Here is a 20,232-nt window from a genome sequence, read left to right on the forward strand (position 1 = left end):
ACCCGCCCACGACGAGGCGGGACGGCTGGAAGGCCACGGCGCTGATAGCGGGTTCCGGAGGTGCGTGCGCCTCGCAGAGACCGCTTGGCAGGCAGGCGCAGGTCCGGGGCGTCGAAAGACACCGCGACGAGAAAGACGGCACCGGCCGGGGAGGATGCCCGGTCGATGCCGCGGGCGCCGCGGGGATCGGATCCCGCGCGTTATTTGGCCGACACAGGGTTCCCGCGGCGTCCCGCGTCCCTCGTGATCTCCCGGGCCATGCCCCCGGCGCCAAAGGCGCGCGGGGACGATGACGCGTGAAATGCGACGCACGTTTCGACCCCAAAGCCTTGCGCATCGCGGGAGGATCACGCATATAGGAGTGAACAAAAAGAGAACAAAAGAGCGCCGCCTGAGAAAGCTGTGGACGACGCTCCCACCCCGCCGGAACGAGCCCCGCATGCGAACCGCCGACAAGCAGATCGCCGACATCCTCGTCCGCTACGGCGAGCCCTTCGGGGGCAACGTCTGGCGCGTTCAGGGGACGGCCGTCATCTACCACAAGACTCTGGAGCGCATCGCCGCGCAGGCCGGCATCGTCTTCGAGCCCCCGACGGTCATCCGGGCCGAGCGCGACGAGGCCGTGATCCTGGTGACCGGTCGCCTGCCCGGCGCGAAGCCCGGCACCGAGCGGGTCGAGTGGTCGATGGGCGAGGCGCTGGTCAACGTGAACTACCGCGTCTCGGGCAAGCAGGCGGCCTACGTCTACGCCATGGCCGAGAAGCGCGGGAAGGACCGCGTCATCCTCAAGCTGATCGAATTGCACGGTCTGGTCTACTCGGAGGAGGAGGCCGACGAGTTCCGCGCCCACCAGATCCCGGTCCGGGCCGTCGACGAGGATTTCGAGGAGGCGCCCGCCTTCGACGAGGTCACCGAGGCCGAGGGCGACCTCAAGCGCCGCATCGACGGGGCCGAGACGATCAACGCGGTGACCGACCTGATGCTGGACGGCGCCACCCAGGCCGTCCTGGCCACGATGCCGTCCGGTACCCGGGACGAGGTGCGCGACTACGCCAAGGCGCGTCTCGTCGCGCTCGGCTGGCCGAAGCGTTCCGGCCGCCGCAGCGCCGCCTGATCCCGTTTTCACCCCCACCGAAGGAGACCGCCATGCATCGCGCGACGAGCCGCCGCACCATGAAGGCCCGCCGGGATTCCCACCACGGCTGGAGCATCGAGACGCTGTCCTACAGCCCGACGCGGATCGTCCGCCTGGGCGCCGAGAAGGTCGCGATCCTCTTTCCGCCGGTCGAGCCCGGCGCGGCCTGGCAGCTCTACCCGCATCCCGACACGTTCCCGGGCCTCAATTTCGAGGGCCTGCCCGAGCCGCTGCGCCCGGAATTCCTCGCCTTCCCGGACCTTCCGGAGGTCGAGCGGTTCCTCGGCATCCGCGACGCCGCGCCCACCGCCCTCGCGGCGTGAGTCTGCCTGTCAGGGCGCCGGCCAGGGCGCGCCGCGATGGAGCGCCTCGGCCTCGGGGGTGAAGCTGCCGTCGGGGCCGTGCAGGACGAGGGGCGGCCGCAGGCTCAAGGCGGCGCGGCTGCCCCGGATCGCCGCGATCAGGACGCGGATCGCGGGCGCGTCGCCGCGGGGATGGACCGGGCGGACCGCCAGCCCGCCGTAGCGGCCCGCGAGGGCGGCCAGGCAGGCCGGAAGCGCATCCGCCCGATGGATCAGACCGAGCCTTCCGCCGGGCCGCAGGATCGCCGTGCAGGCGCGGATCCAGGTCTCCAGATCGCCGCCCGCAAACGTATGGGCGGCGGCGCGGCCCGGATCCGGCGAGGCGCGGTGGCTTCCGGCGGCGAAGAACGGCGGGTTGGTGAGCACGACATCGAAACTGTCGGGCAGCAGACCGGCGGCGCGGCGTTCCGTCGCAGGCGCCAGAACGTCGGCGACCAGAACCTGTGCCGCAATGCCGTTGAGGGACGCGTTGGCGCGGGCCTGCTCGGCGAGGATCGGGTCGCGCTCGACCAGTGTCGGCTGCACGCCCGGTGTCAGGGCGGCGCAGGCGAGGCCGACGGCGCCGGTCCCGGCGCCGACGTCGCAGAGCCGATCCCCGGCCTGCGGGACCAGCAGCCGGGCGAGCAACACGGCGTCGGTCCCGGCCCGATGCGCGCCGCGGGGCGGCTGGCTCAGCCTCAGCCGGCCGCCGAGGAAAGCGTCGGCCTCCGCGGTCACGGCTGGCGCAACTCGTGGGCGATGCCGGCATCCGTGAGCAGGCGGCGCGCCTGGGCCTCGTGGTCGCGCGGCACCATCAGGCGCTGGCCGAACACGCCGATCGAGCCTTCCATCAGGCTCATGTGGCTGTCAGCCACGAGGACCGGGATCTCGGCCGCTTCGAGGATCGATCGGGCGAACCCGATCAGCACGACATCGTTGGCCCGGATCAGCTCGATCATCGCGGGTCCGCTCCGGAACGGACCTCGATCGGCGGTTTCGCCGCGTGAGATCCGCGCTGTCGGCACCCCATATCCGGCCGGCGACGATGTTGCGGCGCCGCGGGGCGCGTGCGAAGGGATCGCCCGCCCCCTGAGGGGCGACCGATCTGGAGGTCACGGATCTTGGGTATGGCCCTCTCCATCGAGAATCCGAAGCCCGAGGCGGAGGCGGGGCTCAACGACCTCGTCGCGCTGGTGGCCGACGGCATGGCGCGGGTCAACACCACGATCCTGTCGCGGACGGGATCGGACGTGGCGATGATCCCCGAGGTCGCCAACCACCTGATCGCCTCCGGCGGCAAGCGCCTGCGCCCGATCCTGACTCTCGCCTGCGCCCAGCTCTGCGGCTATGCCGACGCCACCCACGGGGACGTGAAGCTCGCCGCCAGCGTCGAGTTCATGCACACCGCAACGCTCCTCCACGACGACGTGGTCGACGAGAGCGACATGCGACGCGGCCGGGTCGCTGCCCGGATCAAGTGGGGCAACGAGGCCTCGGTGCTGGTCGGCGACTTCCTGCTCGGCCAGGCTTTCCGGATGATGGTCGAGGTCGGCTCCCTGCGGGCGCTCGACATCCTCTCGGCCGCCGCCACGGTGATCGCCGAGGGCGAGGTGATGCAGCTCACCAACGCCAAGAATCTGGAGACCGACGAGGCCGCCTATCTGGCGGTGATCCGCGGCAAGACCGCCGAGCTGTTCGCCGCCGCCTGCGAGGTCGGGCCGGTGCTGGCGGGTCGTCCGGCGGCCGAGCAGGCGGCCGCCCGGTCCTACGGGATGAATCTCGGCATCGCCTTCCAGCTGATCGACGACGTGCTCGATTACGGCGGCACCTCGGCGGAGCTCGGCAAGAACGTCGGCGACGATTTCCGCGAAGGCAAGATCACCCTGCCGATCGTGCTGGCCTATCGCCGCGCCAGCGAGGGCGAGCGCGGCTTCTGGCGGCGCACCCTGCAGCAGGGCGAGATCGGTGCGGACGACCTGGAGACGGCCCTCGACCTCCTGCAGCGCCACGGCGCCCTGGAGGAGACCGTGGCCCGCGCCCACCATTACGGCGCCGAGGCCCGGGCCGCCCTCGAGATCTTCCCGGATGGACCGGTCAAGACCGCGCTGATCGGAGCCGTCGAGTTCTGCGTGGCCCGGGCGCGCTGAAGGGGCTCACGGCTCCCGCGTCGACAGCCATCACGTCCCGCCACCGTACCGGCAGCTCGCTTCGGGCGCAGCGCCGAAGCGCACGGCCCTTGCCCGGCGCGGCGTCAGCGACCCTGCTGGCGTCACCGTGCCACGGGCGCGAGGGCTTCGGCGAGGGCGGGGGCAAGGTTGCGCAGCTCGTCGAGATGCGCCGCCGTCAAGGTTCGCAGCAGGGCCTCGGCGCGCGGCGTGAGCGACACTTCGCTCCGCCGCCGATCCTCGACCGAGCGCGTCTTGGTCAGAAGGCCGCCCTCCACCATGCGGGCGACCAGCTCGGCCGCGCTATGCGGAGCAATCAGCAGCTGCTCAGCCAGAAGGCCGACCGTGGCGGGCGCGCGTCCGGCATGGCCGGCCAGCGTCAGCAGGGCCTGGTGCTGCTGCGGCGGCAGCCCCGCCCGGGCCGCCGCGGCCTCACTGAACGCCAGGAAGCGGCGGAGACGGAACCGGAAATCGGCGAGCGCCGCATATTGCTCCCGCGAGAGCGCATCCTCCCCCGGCGCGCCGGTCCCCATCATCGCCTCCCTGATCGTCCCGTAAGTCGCCGACACCGCGCCTTATCACAGGCCCGCCGCGCCTCGCCGCGGCTGCATCGTTGTGGAATATATCGTATCACGACATAAATAGCCGCCCTGAGGAAAGGAATCTTGGATGATCGGCGGGACTGGGAGCGGGAGCGGGGGCGGCAGGCCGCTGCGTCGGGCACTGGGGGATTTCAGCGCGGATCGACGTGTGCTGCACCTGGCCGGCATGGCAGTCGTGACCGGGAGCGCCGCGAGCGCCACCGCCTGGATCCTGCTCACGCTCATCGGCCTCGTGACCAATCTCGCATGGTATGGCCGGTTCGACACAGCCCTGACCTCCCTAGCCGGCGCAACGCCGGGACCCTGGATGGTGGCGATACCGGTCATCGGCGCGCTGATCGTCGGCGCCATGGCGCGCTACGGATCGGAGAAGATCCGTGGCCACGGAATCCCGGAGGCGATGGAGGCGATCCTGATCGGCGGTAGCCGGATGTCGCCCAAGGTCGCCGTGCTCAAACCGCTGTCCTCGGCGGTGGCGATCGGCACGGGCGGCCCGTTTGGCGCCGAGGGACCCATCATCGTGACGGGCGGTGCGGTCGGCTCGCTGTTCGCCCAGTTCTTCCATCTGAGCGCTGCCGAGCGGAAGACCCTGCTGGTGGCGGGTGCCGCCGCAGGCATGACCGCCATCTTCGGGACGCCCGTGGCGGCCGTGCTGCTTGCCGTCGAGGTCCTGCTGTTCGAGTGGCGGCCACGCAGTCTCGTCCCGGTGACCGTCGGGGCGGTGACGGCTGCCTGCTGGCGGCCCGCGCTGTTCGGCGCCGGCCCGCTCTTTCCTTTCGCCGATAATCCCGCCCTTCCCTGGTGGGGGCTTCCCGCCTGCGCCCTGCTCGGCGTCGCCTGCGGCCTGATCTCGGGTGCGCTGACACGGGCGCTCTACGCGCTGGAGGACGGCTTCGGGCGGCTTCCCGTGCATTGGATGTGGTGGCCCGCCATCGGCGCCCTCGTGGTCGGCCTGGGCGGCCTCGTGGAACCCCGGGCGCTCGGCGTCGGATACGACGTCATCCACGACCTGCTCTCCGGCCACATGCTGGCGAGCGCCGTCGTGACGATCCTGTTGGTGAAGGCGGTGATCTGGCTCGCGGCACTGTCGTCGGGCACATCCGGAGGCGTGCTGGCGCCCCTGCTGATCCTGGGCGGCGCTGTCGGCTGGCTGATCGGGCTCCTCCTGCCGGGCGCCCACGGATTCTGGGCGCTGATCGGTATGGCGGCGATGCTCGGCGGCACGCTGCCTGCGCCGCTGACCGGCGTCGTCTTTGCCGTCGAGGTGACGGGCGACGTCGCCGCTCTGGCGCCCCTGCTCGCCGCCACCATGGCGGCCTATGCGGTGACCGTCCTGCTCCTGAAGCGCTCGATTCTCACGGAAAAGATCGCCCGGCGCGGGCAGCACGTCACCCGGGAATACGGGATCGATCCCTACGATCTGGCGCGGGTCGAGGCGGTGATGACCCGGAGGGTCGAGACCCTGGATGCGGATCTGCCCCTGGCCGAGGCGCTCGCCGCCATCGAGACCGGTCTTCACCACGCCTACCCGGTCGTCGACGGCGCGGGCCGGCCGGTGGGACTCGTCTCGCGCAACGACGCCCTGCGCTGGACCCTGGAAGAGCGCGACGGCACGGTGGCGGAGGGCACCCTCGGCGAGCGCGTCTCGGATGCCGATCTGGCGCTGGTCCATCCGGGCGACGTGGTCTCGCACGCCATCGACGTGATGCTGTCGGCCGGACAGGGACGCCTGCCGGTCACCGATCCGCGGAGCGGCGGCCTCGTGGGCTTGTTGACGCGCAAGGATCTGCTCCAGGTGCGCGCCACCGTGGTGCGGGCGGAAGCCGAGCGCCGTGCGTTCTATCGGAGCAGGCGAAGCGCGCGCCGCGCACGGATGGAAGCATGACCATGGACCTGCGCTTTCCCGGGTGGCCCTCCCGCCTCGATCGGCTCGGTCCGGGCAGCTGTTACCTGATCGCAGGCCCGGACGGGCCGGATCTCGCCCTCGTCGTCCTGCGCGACGAGCGACGGGAGGCCCTGCTCCTGAACCGGCGTGACGACGCTGATGGCCACCTGCGGATCCTGTCGGATATCGCCCTCGATGCCGATGTGCTGGCTCTGCGGGGCGCCGTCCTGGCGCCCAGCGGCGCCCTCTCCGACATCGCCCTCGGCCGAGCCGCGCTCGATCCGGCCGCGCTCCATCTGGGCGACGGCAGCGCCTATCTGTGCGGCCGGGACGGATCGGGCCGGCTGGCGACCTTCGATGTCGGGAGCGGCCGGGCCAGCGCGATCGATCTCGGGGACCGGCCGCGCGCCCGCCGCTGGCGCGTGGTGGTGCCGGAGGGCAACGGCGTCGTCACGGTCTACGAAGCGGAACCCGGCTGAACGCGGCTTGCCGCTCTGCTCAACGCAGGAGGGTTGGCGCCACCCACCATCCGGGATGGGCTGCCCGCAGGGTGCCCGCGGCCCGGACGGCAGCCCGCCGGTCGGCGAACAACGCGAACACCGTCGCACCGGAGCCCGACATCCGCGCGAGCCCGCAGCCCTGGGCGCGGAGGGCGGCCAGCACGTCGCCGATGACGGGTGCCACCGTCAGCGCTGGCGCTTCGAGATCGTTGCGCGCCTCCGCAAGGGCTTCCAGCAGCGACGCGGTGGCCATATTGCGGGGGATCACCGGATGCGGCGCGCCGGCGAGATCCTGGCCGACGACGAGGCCCAATGCCTTGAAGACCGGGGCTGTGGGAACCGGAACGCCGGGATTGATCAGCACCGCCGGCAGCGGCGCGAGCCCGAGGGCCGGACCGATCGTCTCGCCCGCTCCGCGCATCATCCGGGCGCGGGGATCGAGGCAGACCGGCACGTCGGCTCCGGTCTCCCGCGCAACCGCGCCGAGGGCGGTGTGATCGAGGGGCAGCCCATTGAGGCGCGCCAACAGACGCAGGGCCGCGGCGGCATCGGAGGAGCCGCCGCCGATCCCGGCCGCGACCGGCAGGCGCTTCACCAGATGGAAGGCGCCCACGCGCAGGCCCGGCACCCGCCCGGCGAGCCCTCTGGCAGCCCGGAGGACGAGGTTGTCGTCCGTGGGGCCGGCCGGGCCGGCGGTGGGGCCAGTAACGGTCAGGCCGAGCGGGGCACTGGCGTCCAGGGTCAGGCGATCGGCGGTCCCCGCGAAGGCGACGAGGCTCTCGAGCGCGTGATAGCCGTCGCTGGCGCGGCGGCCGAGGACGTGCAGCGTCAGGTTGACCTTGGCGGGGGCGCGATCGGCGAGCAGGGTCACTGGGTCTCGGAGGGGTCGTGGCAGTGTGTACCGAGGCTCTACAGGCTCACGGCCCGGAACAACAGCTCAGCTGGCAGCGCCGCCGAAGGCCCCATGCGGTCGGTACGGCAGGGCGTCGCCCACGCGGATCGCAGTCACGTCCTCCGCGAGTTCCACCAGCCCGTCGCTCGCCGCGAGGCCCGACAGAGCGCCGCCAGGCGCCGGAATCGCCTCGGGCAGACCGTCCGAACCGGCACGCAGGCAGACGCGCAGGTACTCGCGCCGTCCGGGACGCTTCTCGCGGGCGAAGCCGCTGCGGACCGCGATCTCGGCCGCCGTGTCACGTGCGCCCGAGAGATGGAGGATCAGGGGACGGAGCACCGCAAGGGCGATCACGTAGGCGGCGGCCGGATTGCCGGGCAGGCCGATGAAGGGGGTCCCGGCCACGGTCCCGAGCGCGACCGGCCGGCCCGGCTTGATCGCCAGCCGCCAGAAAGTCAGGTCCCCCGAGGCCTCGACCGCCGCGCGGACGTGATCCTCCTCGCCGACGGAGACGCCCCCCGATGTCAGGATCAGGTCGTGGGAAGCCGCGGCGGCCGCGATGCGCGCCTGCAGCGGCCCGGGCTCGTCGCGCAGGATGCCGAGATCGACGGGCACGGCGCCGAGCCGTCGCAGCAGCGCGGCGAGCATCGGCCGGTTGGCGTCGAAAATGCCGGCCGGCGGCAGGGGCTGGCCTGCCGGCGTCAGCTCGTCGCCGGTGGAGAACAGCGCAACCCTCAGGGGTGTCCGCAGGATCACGGCGGGCAGGCCGCAGGCGGCGGCGAGCGCGATGTGCTCCGGGCCGAGCCGGGTCCCGGCGCGGATCACCGTGCTGCCATGGGCGATATCCTCACCTGCTCGTCGACGGTTGGAGCCCGGCACCAAGCCCGCGGGCAGGACGACGCTGCCGCCATCGACGCGCACGTCCTCCTGCATGGCGACCGTGTCGGTTCCCGCCGGCATGGGCGCCCCGGTGAAGATCCGCACCGCCGCGCCCGGGTCCGGATCGGCGGCCGGATGGCCGGCGGGCACGCGCCCGCCGAGGGTCAGCCGGGTCTTGCCTGCGGCCGCAAGGTCAGCGGCGCGGAGGGCGTAGCCGTCGACAGCAGCGTTGTCGAAGGGCGGCAGATCGAGCGGCGCGACCACGTCCTCCGCAAGGATGCGGCCATCCGCTTTCCTGAGCGGGACCGACTCGTGGCCGGACAGGATCGGGAGCCGCGCCTGGATCAGCGCCACCGCATCGGCGACCCGCATGGGGGCGGATGCGGCGTCGAAGCAGTCGGGGCTCACGCGGCCCATGGCAATGCTGGCTCAGACGGGGGCGGGCGGGTCGGCACGGGCGGCCTCGCTGGCTGGGACGTGCCGGCTTGCGGCATCGGCGCCGTGCGATCAAGCCTGGGCCGTGGTCGTGGCGGATCCGATCCTCTACGCTTCTGCGCATTATGGCGTTCACCGAATCCGTCGTCACCGCACTCCCGTGCCAGCGTCACCTCTTCGAGGTGCCCGCCGACGTCAGCTACCTCGACGCCGCGGCTTGGTCGCCCCTGCCGCGGTCCGTACGGACAGCCGGCGAGGCGGGCATCCTGGTCAAGAGCCGCCCCTGGGATCATCCGCGCTCGGCGGTTCCGGCCTGGGCCGAGCGGGCGCGCGCGGCGGCCAGCGGGCTGATCGGCGCCAGCGCGGACGATATTGCGATCGTCGGTGCGGTCAGTCACGCCATGTCGGTGGCCGCGTACAACCTGAACCCGAGGCCAGGCGGCCGCCTGTTGCGCGTCGCCGACGAGTTCCCGTCCCTGTGCTTCGCTTTCGACCGGCTTGCCGGCCGGCAGGGACTCGTGGTGGAGGAGGTGCCGCGCCCCCCGGACGGGGACTGGACCGAAGCGGTCGCGGCCGCGATCACCCGTCCGGGTGCCGCGCCGCTCGCCCTCGCCACCTTGACGCCGCTGCATTGGACCGATGGCAGCCTCATCGACCTCGACCGGCTCGCACCCCTGGTCCACGCGGAGGGGGCGGCCCTGGTGATCGACGCCACGCAGGCTGTCGGCGCCATTCCGGTGAGCGTCGCCCGGTGGCGCCCCGATTTCCTGGCCTTCCCCACCTACAAATGGGCCCTTGGTCCCTACGGCCTCGCCTTCCTCTACGCCGCGCCGCACAGGCAGGACGGGACCGCTATCGAGGAGAATGTCGGGAACCGGCCGCCGGCCGTCGGTGCGCGCCGCTATGACCGGGGCGAACTCTACGACCCGGTCGCTCTGTTCATGGCCGTGGCCGGACTGGAGCAGATCACCGAATGGGGCGTTCCGGCCATCGCAGCCCGGCTGCGGGGGCTGACGGACTACTTGGCGGATGGGGCCGCCGAACTCGTCTTGATGCCAGCGCCGGCCTCCTTGCGTGCGCCGCACATCCTCGGATTGCGTCCGCCTGCGGGTCTGCCGGTCAACCTCGCCGACCGGCTGCGTCGGGACAACGTCTTCGTGAGCGAGCGATCCGGCGCGCTACGCATCAGCCCGCATGTTTGGGCGAATGACGATGACCTCGCGCGCTGCATTGCCGCACTGGGCATCGCCCTCCGGGGTGTCACCTGAGACGGTCCGGAAACGAACATTCCGGAATAGGCATGGGACGGGGGAATGCGGATGTCGCCGCCGCCCGCCGGCTCTAGGTGACGCTGCCAGGGCGACGACTGCATCCCCACACGGAGACTACCCACACCCACATGCCTCATTGGATGCTGCGTCCCGGTGATCGGCTCCGGATCCCCGGTACCGGCCGCATCCGTCTGCCCGGACCGATGCGCGCCGTCCTTTCCGGGCGGTTCGCCGTGATCCTCTCGGGCGAGCTGATCCAGAGCCTGTTCCACTTCCTCCTCAACATCCTGCTGGTGCGCGAACTCGGCGCACACGATTACGGGTTGTTCGCCATCGTCTTCGCGGTTGGGGCGGTCGGCATCACCTACATTCGGGCCCTGGTCGCGGTCCCGGCGACGATCCATGTCGCCCGGAGCCTGGGTCGGCCTGCCGCGCTCGGCTACGATGTGATGTTCGGCTCGGGGGCGGTGCTCGTCTCGGGCATGATGGCGACCGTCGTCGGCTCGGTGCTCATCCCGGTTATCGGCCTCGGCGCGCTCGCGGCCGGCGCCTTCGTGGGCCTCTACGCCTTCCGCAGCTACCTGCGGATCGTGCTCCTCGCCCGCGGCCGGCCGCGGATCGCCGGCCTCAGCGATCTGGCCTACGCGGCCTGCGGGGGCGCCCTGGTCGCCTGTTGGTTGAACGGGCAGGGCACAGCCCTCCTCGATCGGGCCTTCATGGCGATTGCGCTCGCGCACGCGGTCGCGATCACCGTAGCCTACGGGGCGCTCCGCGAGCGGATTCGCTTCTCCCTCCATCCGCGTGCGCGGGCCCGCTACCGGGCTATCTGGCGGACGCTGGCTTGGTCGCTGGCGGGTGTCACCAGCCTGACCGTGCAAGGGCAGGGACTGACGCTGCTGCTGGCTCTCCTGGCCGGGCCGGCCGCCTATGCTCCGATCGCCGCCACGATCGTGCTCTACGCGCCGCTGCGCATCCCCGCGAGCGCGCTGCTGAACATGATCCTGCCGGAGATCAGCCGCCAGATCGCGGCCGGTCAGATCGACGCCGCACGCCGGCTCGTCATCCGCAACGGCATCCTGCTCGGCAGCGCCTGTCTCGCCTATGGCGCGCTGATGGCGGCCGCCTTGCCGCTGATCGAGGACATCCTGTTCAAGGGCCGGTTCGCCGAGCAGCCGATGGGCTGGATCGGGCTCGGCGTGTGGGCCGTGGTGACCGTGTCGCTCCTCTACGCAATCCCGCGGGCCTATCTGGAGGCCTCGGCGGCGTTCCGGACGATCACGGCGGGCGCGGTGGCGAGCGCCGTCCTCGGCATGGCCGTGATGGTTCCGGCCCTGCTGCTGCTGACCCCCGCCACAGCGCTCCTCGGCCTGCTGGCCTCCGAGGTGGCGACGCTGGTCTGGTCGGTCTCGGCCTTTCGGACATTGGCGCGGCATCCGAGACCGGCCGGGCCCGACGGCGTCCTGTAACGGATCCGGCTTCCGCGCTCAGCGGAGCGAGAGCAGGACCGGCGCCAGCTTCCGCAGAGCGGGCGACATGCCGTAGACCCAGAGCGGGTTGTGCTGGACGACGTTGGTGCAGAGTCCGCGCTTGAAGTCGAAGACGGGTCTGTTCGCGGCCGGATCGATGCCGCCGAAATCGAAGACCCGGCAGCCCTCGGCCTTCGCACGCTCCACGAAGCGCCAGACCGCGAGGGTCGCTGCGCTCGTCGCGCGCGCCCGCTCGTTCGAGGCGGTATAGAAATCCGTGCAGCGGGTCTCCGACAGGTGCGCGATCCGCACGAGGATGCGCTCCCCCTTCTCCCGGACGTCGAGGAAGAGCAGGTGCTCATCCTCGGCCGCGATATCCCGGTAGGCCTGCGGCTGCAGCGTCGTGGCGAAACCCTTGCGCTGGCGCAGGGCTGCGAACATCGCGGTGAAATCGTCGAAGGCCGACAGGCGCTCGGCTCTGTCTTCCAGGAAATGCGTCGTCACATCGGTGTTGCGCTCGGCCTTGCGCAGGGCCTTGCGCCAGCGCGGCTCCATACCGGCCTGGATCGCATCGAGATCCTGACGCAGGTCGAGTTCGAGGGTGTGGTCGCGTGCGCCGATCACCGGGGTGAAGCCGTGTATCAGCAGCGCGAGCGTCGCGTCCTGGCTCTCAAACTGCTCGTAGTCGATGGCGAGGATGTCGAGCCGACCGAGCGCGAGATGGTCGATGAAGGCGGCGAACACCGCCTCCGCGCGGTGCGCGCCTGCCTCTGTCAGCAGCGGTCCGCCCTGGACGTGGATGAAGCGCACAGGACCCTTGCGGCGTGTCTGCCACTGGATGAAGGCGAGGTCTGCACCGTCGCCGCTCACGAAAGCGCGCCGCACTTCCAGGCCGCGCCGCGCCTTGTAGGCGCCCCAGGCGCTGCCGCAATAAATGTTGGCACCCGGGCAAGCCCAGATCCGTCGATCCCAGTCCCGGGCATCCGCAGTCTCCTGAACTGCGAGTTTGGCCGCCATGTCGCTCCTCGTCCTGCCCGGGCCGGTTATCCGCGCTGCCTGCCTCATCGATCAGCCACCGCCGCAATGCATCCTCGCGCCGACGCTCATCCACAGGGTGACTGTCGCGGTGCGGAATGGGGTCTCCGTCCCCTGTCGTGGACTGAGCGGGAAGTGGGACGGCCGCGGCGCAGGGTCACGGACGACACAGGTCGAAGGCTGGCCTCGGTCGGGAGGGATCGCAGCAGCCGCGGCGGCGTCATCTCGTTCTTGAGTCAGGCTCCGCCACTGGATCGGATCCGACGCATAACCGGCGCAGCGTGCTCCTACGTGCCTGGGCGAGCCGAAGCCTTTGCGATGCGCGACGGATCCGTCCCCTGCGGAGGGTGCAGCGTCGTTCGCACCATGGCGACGATGCCCTCGGCCGCCGAGGCTTCGGAGAACAGGCTCTCGTAGCGCGCCCGTGCAGCCCGGCCGAAATCGCGCCAGTGCGCCGGATGGACGACCAGCTCCGCGAGCAAAGCGGCGATCGGCTCCGGCCCGCCCGGCGGAACGATCCAGCCGGTCTTCCCGGCCTCCACCACCTCGGGGAGGCCACCGACCGCCGTGACGAGCGGTGGCACGCCGTAGGACATCGCCTCGATCGCCACGCGCCCGAGAGACTCGGGCCGTTGCGACGGCATCGTCACCACGTCGGCCCAGCGATAGAGCGCCGCGGGATCGGCCACGAACGGCTCGAGCGTGACCTGAGCGGTGAGGCCGGCTTCAGAGATCCGGTTCAGCAGTGCCCGCTCGCGGGCTTCGTCCTCGAAGGCGCTGCCGACGATGCGCAGCGCGATTTGCCGGCGCACGGTCTCCGGCAACGAGGCCAGCGCCTCCACCAGAACGTCCTGTCCCTTGATCCGGCTGATCCGGCCAAGCATCAGCACCCGGAGCGGGCGGGAGCCGTCATACGCGCTATGGTTCGGCTCAGCCGGTCCCGCGATGCCGTTATAGACGACCCGGGCAATCGTCCCGGGAGGCATCGCGTAGGCCCGTTCGGTCGCGCGCGAGTTGAACACCACATTGGCACCGCTCCAACGGATGAGCCCGCGCAGAACCTTCAGCACAGCGCCTTCCGGGATCTCGTGGACGTGCACGATGCTCCGGCCGGGTGCCAGCCGGGCGGCCAGCAGATAATCCGCCACCACGGTGGTGTTGATGTAGACGAGGTCGCTCGCGCGGAGGCGACGCAGCGCCCGAACAACCGCGATGGGCAGAGCGATCAGTCCGAGGGTGGCGAGGCGCGCCAGGTTCTTGCGCCGCAAAATCCAGAGCGGCGCGATCACGATAGTGCTGGCATACGGTTCAAGCGCGGCCACGATCGGGCCGCTCCGCGGCAGCACCACGTCGATCTGTGCTGCTGGATGAGCGGCCCGGATGGTACGGACGGTCTCGATGAAGCAGCGATCCGAGCCGTAGAGCTCAAATCCCTGGTGGACACAGGTGATCCTCAACCGCGGCGGAACGTCGCCGCCGGAGGCCGGCGCAACTGCGCAAGAATGGTCGCTGCCGTTAGCGGGAACTGCTCGAACTCTTGAAATATCAACCATGCGGTGATTTCAGTACTATATGAACAACCTTGAGTTTACATTCTTGGTGACTTTAACCGTATGCTTGGGGTTTGCAATAGGCGCCCTAAATTGGGAAGGAAGGCCGATGCCTGACCGCCGACCAAAACTGCTAATTCTTGGCACGCGTGGAGTCCCGGCGGCCCACGGTGGATTCGAGACTTTTGCTGAACGTCTCGCGCTCTACTTGGCCGGACGTGGCTGGCAGGTCGGCGTGTACTGTCAGCGGGATGTCGAGATGGTGCGGGAGCGTATTTCGACGCGCTGGTGGAACGGCATCGAACTGATCAGCGTGGAGATTGGCCTCAGCGGCCCTGCCGCAACGCTCGCCTTCGACGCCCTCTGCGCGCACGACGCGGCGGCCCGCGGCGGCGTCTGCCTCGTGCTCGGCTATAACGGCGCCGTGTTCCTGCCCTACCTGCGGGCGCGGGGCGGCCGGATCGTCACCAACATGGACGGGATCGAGTGGCGCCGCCCGAAATGGTCGCTGGCCGTCCGCGCCTTCTTCTACGTCAGCGAGTGGATCGCCGCGTGGTCCTCGCAGCGGCTGGTGGCCGACCACCCCGTCATCGCCGACCATCTCGCCCTGCGGCGGCCGCGCGGCGCCATCGCGACGATCCCATATGGGGGCGATCCACCCCCGGCCGACCTTGGACCGCCGCCCCTCGGCCTCGAGCCCGACCGCTACCTCGTCTCGATTGCCCGCATCGAGCCGGACAACAACATCCTGACGCTCGTCGAGGCATTCTCGCGCCGCCCCCGGGGGATGCGGCTGGTGGTGCTCGGAACGTTGAAGGTCGGCAATCCGTATCATCGCGCCGTGGAGGATGCCGCCTCGCCTGAGGTGCTCTTCCCCGGCGCCATCTATGAGCCCGAGCAGGTCCAGGCCCTTCGGGTTCATGCGCGCGCCTACCTTCATGGGCACACCGTCGGCGGCACCAACCCGTCGCTGGTAGAGGCGCTGTGGGCGGGCAACGCCGTGGTCGCTCACGACAATCCTTTCAACCGAGGCACGGCCGGCGACGGTCAGTTCTACTTCTCGGACGTGGGCAGCTGCGCCACTGCGATTGAGCGCGTGCTCACCGATAAGGCCGCGGTCGCGACAGCCCGTCAGGCGGCGCGGCTTCGCGCCGACCAGTTCCGCTGGGACGACGTGCTGGCCTCCTACGAGAACGCCCTGCGCCGGGTCGGCGGCTACCCGCCGGCACCGCAAGCCCCGACGGCTGGAGCCGCGCCCGTCGGCGCCGCGGCCGGTTCCGAATGGTAGATCCCGACCGGCGGTCGCTACTCGCCGGCGCCCTCGCGGTGGCGGGTGCGGGGGGGCGCCCCGTCCAAGGTGCGCCCGCGCCGATGGCGCTGCGCCGGGGCATCGCGCTCTGGCCGTGGTTCTCGCTGACGACCGAGTACCCGCCGCCACGGACGGACTACGCCTGGCCGCCATTCCAGGCCGGCCGGCCGATACCGACGCCCCAGGACCTGGGCCGTCTCGCCGAACTCGGATTCGATTTCGTCCGGCTGCCCCTCGATCCCGGACCATTCGTGGCATTCACCGGTGCCCGGCGCGCCGAACTCCTCAGCGCGCTGTCGGCGGCCATCGATGCGGCCCTGGCAGCCGGGCTGCGCGTCGTTGTCAATGTCCAGGCGAATGCCGCGACCCACCATTACACGCCGGAGGCGTTCTACGGTTCGGACCAGGCGCCGCTGTTCGCCGCCTATCGCGACCTCGTCGGCGACCTCGCGCGCCTGTGCGCCCGCAAGGGGCCGGACCGGGTGGCACTGGAGCCGGTGAACGAGCCGCCGCAGGCCTGCGGTGCGCTCGCCTGGAATCAGGTACAGGACCGGCTCCTGATCGCAGCCCGGGCTGCCGCGCCGGCGCTCACCCTGGTGGCGACGGGATCCTGCGGCAGCCTCGTCGCCGGCCTGACCGCCATCGATCCGGCCAAGCTCGCGCGGTTCGCGCCGCTGCTCTACACGTTCCATTTCTACGAGCCGTACCTGTTCTCCCACCAGGGGGCGACCTGGCTCACCGAGGAGCCGTTCTACCGCTGGCTCACGGCGGTGCCCTGGCCCGGCACGCGCGGTACGCTCGGCGAGACGCTCGCGACGGTGCAGGCGCGCATGGACGCCGACCGCACGGTGTCGCAGGTCGAGAAGGCGCGGGACCGCGCGGTGATCGAGGCAAAGCTGCGCGAGTATTTCGGGGCCGTGCCCGGCCCCGCCTACATCGCCGACGCGATGGCGCCGGTGGCCACCTGGGCGGAACTCTACGGGATCGCGCCCGGGTTGATCCTGATGGGCGAGTTCGGAGCCCTGCGCACCGATGCCCGCTTCACGGCCGCCCGGGCCGCGGACCGGGCGGCCTACATCCGCGACGTCCGGATGGTGGCCGAGACGAACCGCTTCGCCTGGTCGTTCTGGAACCTGTTCGACGGCCTCGGCCTCATGGACGAGGCCCACGTCGCCGATCCCGCCCTCGTCGCCGCTCTCGGCCTCCGGACCCGGGCCTGAAACGCGCTCGATCAGGCGGCCCTTCGCTCACGATCAGCCGCGGCTGCGGCCGGGAACAGGACGATGAGCATCAGGGCGAACTTGGCGAGCAGGGTGGTCTTGCCGGCGAGACCCTCGAAGGTGTTCACGAGGATCACGAAAGCCAGGATCGGCAGCCAGACGCCGCGCCGGCAATCCCGGGCAATCTCCGCCAGGTAGAGCCCCACCGCGATCACCAGCACCCCCGTGACCAGGATGCCGTGGTAGAGCACGGCCGAGATGACCGAGTTCTCGATGCCCCATTCGAGTCCGTAGATCCGGCGCAGGGTGTTCACCTGCAGGAGGTCGGGGGCGAGCAGGAGTTGCCGGAACGGGATCGCGTCGAACACCGTGAGCATGTCGACCCGGGCCTGGGCGCTGCCGCCGTCCGAGACGAACCGGTCCAGCAAGGTGTCGAAGAAGCCGGCGGTAGCCAGGACGGCGACCAGGACCGGCAGTAGGGTGAGAGCGAAACAGGCGCAGGCGGCCGCCGCCAGCGGGACGCGCCCGGTGCGCAGCGTGCGGTTCAGGGCCACGAGCCCGACGCTGCCCCCGAGGACCAGCGTCGTGACGGTGGCCGAGCGGCCGCCGAACGTGACCAGAGCAACCAGCTGGAGCCCGATCATGGCGGCGCGCGTCATCGGTGCCAGCCGGCCGCCGCCTTTGGCGAGCGCCAGGATGTAGCACGCCGTCATGGTCGCATTGGCCAGGGGATGCCCCTGCAGCGCCGCCGAGCGGGTGTCGGATTCGAACGCCACGCCGTCGAACCGGTAGGGAAAGAAGCGCTGGCCGCTCGCGAGTTCGAACAGGCCGAGAAGGGCGTTGGCGAGCATCACGAGGTGGAAGACGGTCTCCAGCCGCCCGAGGGTGGCGGCATCGCGATCCAACAGCAGGATCGGGACGAGGCCGGCGAGCACGAACGTATCGATCGAGCCGGCGAGGCCTGCGCCGCCCCGCGCCGCGATCAGCGCGAGGAGCAGCACGCCGCAAGCGGCCAGGAGCACGCTCGCCGGCCGCCGGTTCAGCGCGCCCGCCACCGGGATCACGGGATTGCCCGCCCGCATCAGGGACCAGCCGATCAGGATCACCGCCAGATAGGTGGCCGGGTGGATCTTGGAGGCGGCTGAACCGGTGATCCCCTCGTAGTTGAGGCCCAGCACCCATAGGAGGCCGCCCGAGACGCCGACGAGGAGCAAGGCCCAGCCCGACAGCGCCGCAGATTCCAAGCGCAGGAGGACGCGCAGAACCGGACCCGGGCGCGCCGCAGCGTCGTGGCGGCGCGCGTAGGCGGGCTGCCGGATTGACCTCATGCTTTACGCCCGCTGAGGAGCAGGGAGCCGGAGATCGGTCGGCCGAGGGCTTCCGACGTGTCGACGAGGTCGATCAGGTCGCGTTGGCGCGTCGCGCCGTTGCAGGCGACGAGCAGCAGCCGGTCGGCGGCGGCCGCCAGGGGGCCGAGCCGCAGGTTCTCGGTGAGCACGCCGCCATCCACGAGGACGAGGTCGAAGCGGCCCTTCACACCCGCGATGAAGCGCTCGACATTAGCGGGGGTCAGCGCATCGCGCAGGGGCTTCTGGGTGTCGCCGAGTCCGATCAGGCGCGCACCGGAGGCTGGGTCGGTCCGGGTCACGGCGTTGAGGCTCTGCTCGCCGCGCAGCACGTCGAGCAGGCCGCCGCTGCCGGATCCGTCGGCTCGCAGATCGGCATCGATACGGAGGACCCGGTCGCCGCGTCCGACCGCCACTGCGGCGAGCAAGGCGATCACGGCCCGCCGCTCTGCATCATCGGATTCGCCCGAAGTCACGAGCAGCGCCAGCGAGCGGCCGCGGCTGCCGGAGGTCGCGGCGAGGTGGTCGAGCGTCATGCTCGCGGCGGTCGCGTTCGCGCCACCCTGCCGAAGACCAGGCAGCACCGCGACGACCGGGGCGTTCGACAGCCGTTCCAGCTGACGGGGCGACAGCACGGTCGGCGCGACGTATTCCCGCGTCAGCGCGAGGCCTGCACCGAGGCCAAGGCCGCCCGCCAGGGCGGCGGCCACCAGGATCAGCCGCGGCGGCCAGCTCGGATCCTGCGGCGGGCGGGCCGCGGTGATGATCCGCGCATTCGAACTGTCGATGCTGGTCTGCTGCTTGATCTCCCGGGCACGGACCAGGAAGGCATTGTAGACCGAGCGCGCCGCATCGACCTCCCGTTCCAGTTCGCGCTGCTGCACCGACGACTGGGCGTTCACCGCCGCTTGCCGCTGCAGGCGCTCCAGTTCCCCCGAGAGGGTCCGCTCGTTGGCCTGGGCACGTTGGTATTCAGTCTCGGCAGCGCCCGCGATGCGGTTCAGCTCGGCATCGATCAGTCGGCGGACGTCCTGCATCTGCGTGCGCACGGCGGCGATGAACGGGTGACGCTCGCCTAGATTGGTGCGCAGGTCGGCTTCCTTGGCGGCAAGTTCCGCGTATTGGCCGCGCAGCCGGTCGATCACCGAGGATTGAACTGCCTCCGGCATCGCCCCGGATCCGATCGCCTGCCCACGCGCGTCCCGGATCCCCTGAAGGCGCGCCTTGGCCTCGGCGGTCCGCGCCCGCGCGGCGACCAGCCGCGCGTTCAGGTCGGTGAGCTGCTGCTCGTTCACGAGCCGGCCGCTGGAGGCGATCAGGCCGTTGCGGGCCTTGTAATCCTCGAGCTTTTTGTCGGCGGCGTTGACGGCATTGCGCAACTCGTCGAGCCGCCCGCGCAGATCGCCTGCAGCGCGCTTTGCGGCGTCCGAGCGGGCCTCGGTCTGATCCGTCAGATAGGCGTTCGCGATGGCATTGACGATCTGCGCCGAGAGATCGGGATCGGTCGTGGTGACCACCAGGTCGATGACAAAGACCTTGTCGGCGCGCTTGACCGCGAGGCGCCGTCGCAACTGGTCCAGCGCCCGGCCGTGCGCATCGACCTGCCGCTCTGCCTTCGGTCCCGTCAGTATCTCCCGGAGAGACGCGAGGGCACGAGTGACGGCGCTATCCTGTGGCACGCCGAAGCCCGGTACGCGTTCGAGTCCGGCCTGATCGACCGCACGACCCAGGACGGCGTCCGACTCGATCACCTTCACTTGGCTCTCGACCTGAGCGATGCCGCCATCCGGCGACAGCGCTGCGGGATTGACATCATTCGTGACGACCTGACGATCACGAGGATCGATCAGGATCTGCCCAGTGGCCGTGTAGAGCGAGGGCGTGATCAGGGCGTAGGCCAGAACGATGAGGCCGAGCAGAAGCGCCGTGCCGAAGACCAGTCGCTTACGCCGCCACAGGATCCGCCACAGGTCACCCAACTCGGCCGTGGTGTCCGGACGGTGCGGGCCCGGCCGCTCAGGATGCACCGGGTGAACGGGTCCGAGCCACGTCGCGACAGCGATGTTATTGTCGATCTGTGCCACGATCGGTCACCGTCGTCTCAATCCTGGTCGGTCCCTCGCGGGCGCCTTCTCTACTGCAAGAGTCGCGCAGTGTGCTGACAATGTATCGCGACCGCGATCCGCGCCTTAACGGCTGCT

The 20,232-nt window shown here is 70.7% G+C and carries 18 protein-coding genes; 9 read left to right on the forward strand and 9 right to left on the reverse strand.

The window, feature by feature from the left end:
• The first annotated feature begins 439 nt into the window (after positions 1–439).
• Both BLT59_RS25605 and BLT59_RS25610 read left to right on the forward strand, forming a co-directional pair.
• Entirely contained in the window at positions 440–1,114 is a 675-nt protein-coding gene (locus BLT59_RS25605) for a trna delta -isopentenylpyrophosphate transferase (protein ID WP_091787553.1), read from the forward strand.
• A gap of 32 nt (positions 1,115–1,146) precedes the next feature.
• Positions 1,147–1,458, forward strand: a complete 312-nt coding sequence (locus BLT59_RS25610) for a hypothetical protein (protein ID WP_091787555.1) — start codon at positions 1,147–1,149, stop codon at positions 1,456–1,458.
• Positions 1,459–1,467: 9 nt separating this feature from the next.
• Here BLT59_RS25610 and BLT59_RS25615 read toward each other — a convergent pair whose 3' ends face one another.
• Entirely contained in the window at positions 1,468–2,214 is a 747-nt protein-coding gene (locus tag BLT59_RS25615) for a tRNA1(Val) (adenine(37)-N6)-methyltransferase (RefSeq protein WP_091787558.1), read from the reverse strand.
• Complete coding sequence (locus BLT59_RS25620) at positions 2,211–2,435, reverse strand: putative signal transducing protein (RefSeq protein WP_091787561.1); 225 nt, start codon at positions 2,433–2,435, stop codon at positions 2,211–2,213. The genes BLT59_RS25615 and BLT59_RS25620 overlap by 4 nt, the downstream gene beginning before the upstream one ends.
• Before the next feature lie 168 nt (positions 2,436–2,603).
• Between BLT59_RS25620 and BLT59_RS25625 the strand changes: the two genes are divergently transcribed.
• Complete coding sequence (locus tag BLT59_RS25625) at positions 2,604–3,623, forward strand: polyprenyl synthetase family protein (RefSeq protein ID WP_091787564.1); 1,020 nt, start codon at positions 2,604–2,606, stop codon at positions 3,621–3,623.
• Between the two features lie 122 nt (positions 3,624–3,745).
• Here the strand turns inward: BLT59_RS25625 and BLT59_RS25630 are convergent, their stop codons facing one another.
• Entirely contained in the window at positions 3,746–4,174 is a 429-nt protein-coding gene (locus tag BLT59_RS25630) for a MarR family winged helix-turn-helix transcriptional regulator (RefSeq protein WP_091787740.1), read from the reverse strand.
• 136 nt (positions 4,175–4,310) lie between these two features.
• On the opposite strand from BLT59_RS25630, the gene BLT59_RS25635 reads away from it, so the two are divergent.
• Both BLT59_RS25635 and BLT59_RS25640 read left to right on the forward strand, forming a co-directional pair.
• Positions 4,311–6,128, forward strand: a complete 1,818-nt coding sequence (locus BLT59_RS25635) for a chloride channel protein (RefSeq protein ID WP_091787567.1) — start codon at positions 4,311–4,313, stop codon at positions 6,126–6,128.
• Positions 6,125–6,607 (forward strand): hypothetical protein, encoded by a 483-nt coding sequence (locus tag BLT59_RS25640; protein ID WP_091787570.1) that lies wholly within the window; start codon positions 6,125–6,127, stop codon positions 6,605–6,607. The genes BLT59_RS25635 and BLT59_RS25640 overlap by 4 nt, the downstream gene beginning before the upstream one ends.
• 19 nt (positions 6,608–6,626) lie before the next feature.
• On the opposite strand, the gene BLT59_RS25645 is transcribed toward BLT59_RS25640, so the two are convergent.
• Entirely contained in the window at positions 6,627–7,499 is an 873-nt protein-coding gene (locus BLT59_RS25645; RefSeq protein ID WP_091787573.1) for a 4-(cytidine 5'-diphospho)-2-C-methyl-D-erythritol kinase, read from the reverse strand.
• A 66-nt stretch (positions 7,500–7,565) separates the two neighbouring features.
• Positions 7,566–8,816, reverse strand: a complete 1,251-nt coding sequence (gene glp, locus BLT59_RS25650; RefSeq protein ID WP_091787576.1) for a molybdopterin molybdotransferase MoeA — start codon at positions 8,814–8,816, stop codon at positions 7,566–7,568.
• A gap of 143 nt (positions 8,817–8,959) precedes the next feature.
• Here glp and BLT59_RS25655 point away from each other — a divergent pair, with 143 nt between their 5' ends.
• Both BLT59_RS25655 and BLT59_RS25660 read left to right on the forward strand, forming a co-directional pair.
• Positions 8,960–10,102 carry an aminotransferase class V-fold PLP-dependent enzyme gene (locus tag BLT59_RS25655; RefSeq protein WP_091787579.1) on the forward strand — a complete coding sequence of 381 codons (1,143 nt, stop codon included), beginning with the start codon at positions 8,960–8,962 and terminating at the stop codon, positions 10,100–10,102.
• Positions 10,103–10,308: 206 nt separating this feature from the next.
• Positions 10,309–11,571, forward strand: a complete 1,263-nt coding sequence (locus tag BLT59_RS25660) for an MATE family efflux transporter (protein WP_091787743.1) — start codon at positions 10,309–10,311, stop codon at positions 11,569–11,571.
• An 18-nt stretch (positions 11,572–11,589) separates the two neighbouring features.
• On the opposite strand, the gene BLT59_RS25665 is transcribed toward BLT59_RS25660, so the two are convergent.
• Positions 11,590–12,588 (reverse strand): lipid II:glycine glycyltransferase FemX, encoded by a 999-nt coding sequence (locus BLT59_RS25665; protein WP_091787582.1) that lies wholly within the window; start codon positions 12,586–12,588, stop codon positions 11,590–11,592.
• A 305-nt stretch (positions 12,589–12,893) separates the two neighbouring features.
• The gene (locus BLT59_RS25670; RefSeq protein WP_244514143.1) at positions 12,894–14,063 is read right to left on the reverse strand and encodes a glycosyltransferase family 4 protein; all 1,170 of its coding nucleotides are present in this window, start codon (positions 14,061–14,063) and stop codon (positions 12,894–12,896) included.
• Between the two features lie 202 nt (positions 14,064–14,265).
• Here BLT59_RS25670 and BLT59_RS25675 point away from each other — a divergent pair, with 202 nt between their 5' ends.
• Positions 14,266–15,444, forward strand: coding sequence for a DUF1972 domain-containing protein (locus BLT59_RS25675; protein WP_091787588.1), 1,179 nt, complete (start codon positions 14,266–14,268; stop codon positions 15,442–15,444).
• Complete coding sequence (locus BLT59_RS25680; RefSeq protein WP_091787592.1) at positions 15,438–16,685, forward strand: cellulase family glycosylhydrolase; 1,248 nt, start codon at positions 15,438–15,440, stop codon at positions 16,683–16,685. Before BLT59_RS25675 ends, BLT59_RS25680 begins: the two co-directional genes overlap by 7 nt.
• A gap of 11 nt (positions 16,686–16,696) precedes the next feature.
• Here the strand turns inward: BLT59_RS25680 and BLT59_RS25685 are convergent, their stop codons facing one another.
• Together BLT59_RS25685 and BLT59_RS25690 are read right to left on the reverse strand one after the other, a co-directional pair.
• Positions 16,697–18,013 (reverse strand): VpsF family polysaccharide biosynthesis protein, encoded by a 1,317-nt coding sequence (locus BLT59_RS25685; protein WP_091787595.1) that lies wholly within the window; start codon positions 18,011–18,013, stop codon positions 16,697–16,699.
• Positions 18,010–20,115: a GumC family protein gene (locus BLT59_RS25690; RefSeq protein WP_091787598.1), complete on the reverse strand. Its 2,106-nt coding sequence runs from the start codon at positions 20,113–20,115 to the stop codon at positions 18,010–18,012. The genes BLT59_RS25685 and BLT59_RS25690 overlap by 4 nt, the downstream gene beginning before the upstream one ends.
• Between the last annotated feature and the right edge of the window lie 117 nt (positions 20,116–20,232).

Source organism: Methylobacterium sp. UNC378MF (assembly GCF_900103195.1).
GTDB lineage: Bacteria > Pseudomonadota > Alphaproteobacteria > Rhizobiales > Beijerinckiaceae > Methylobacterium.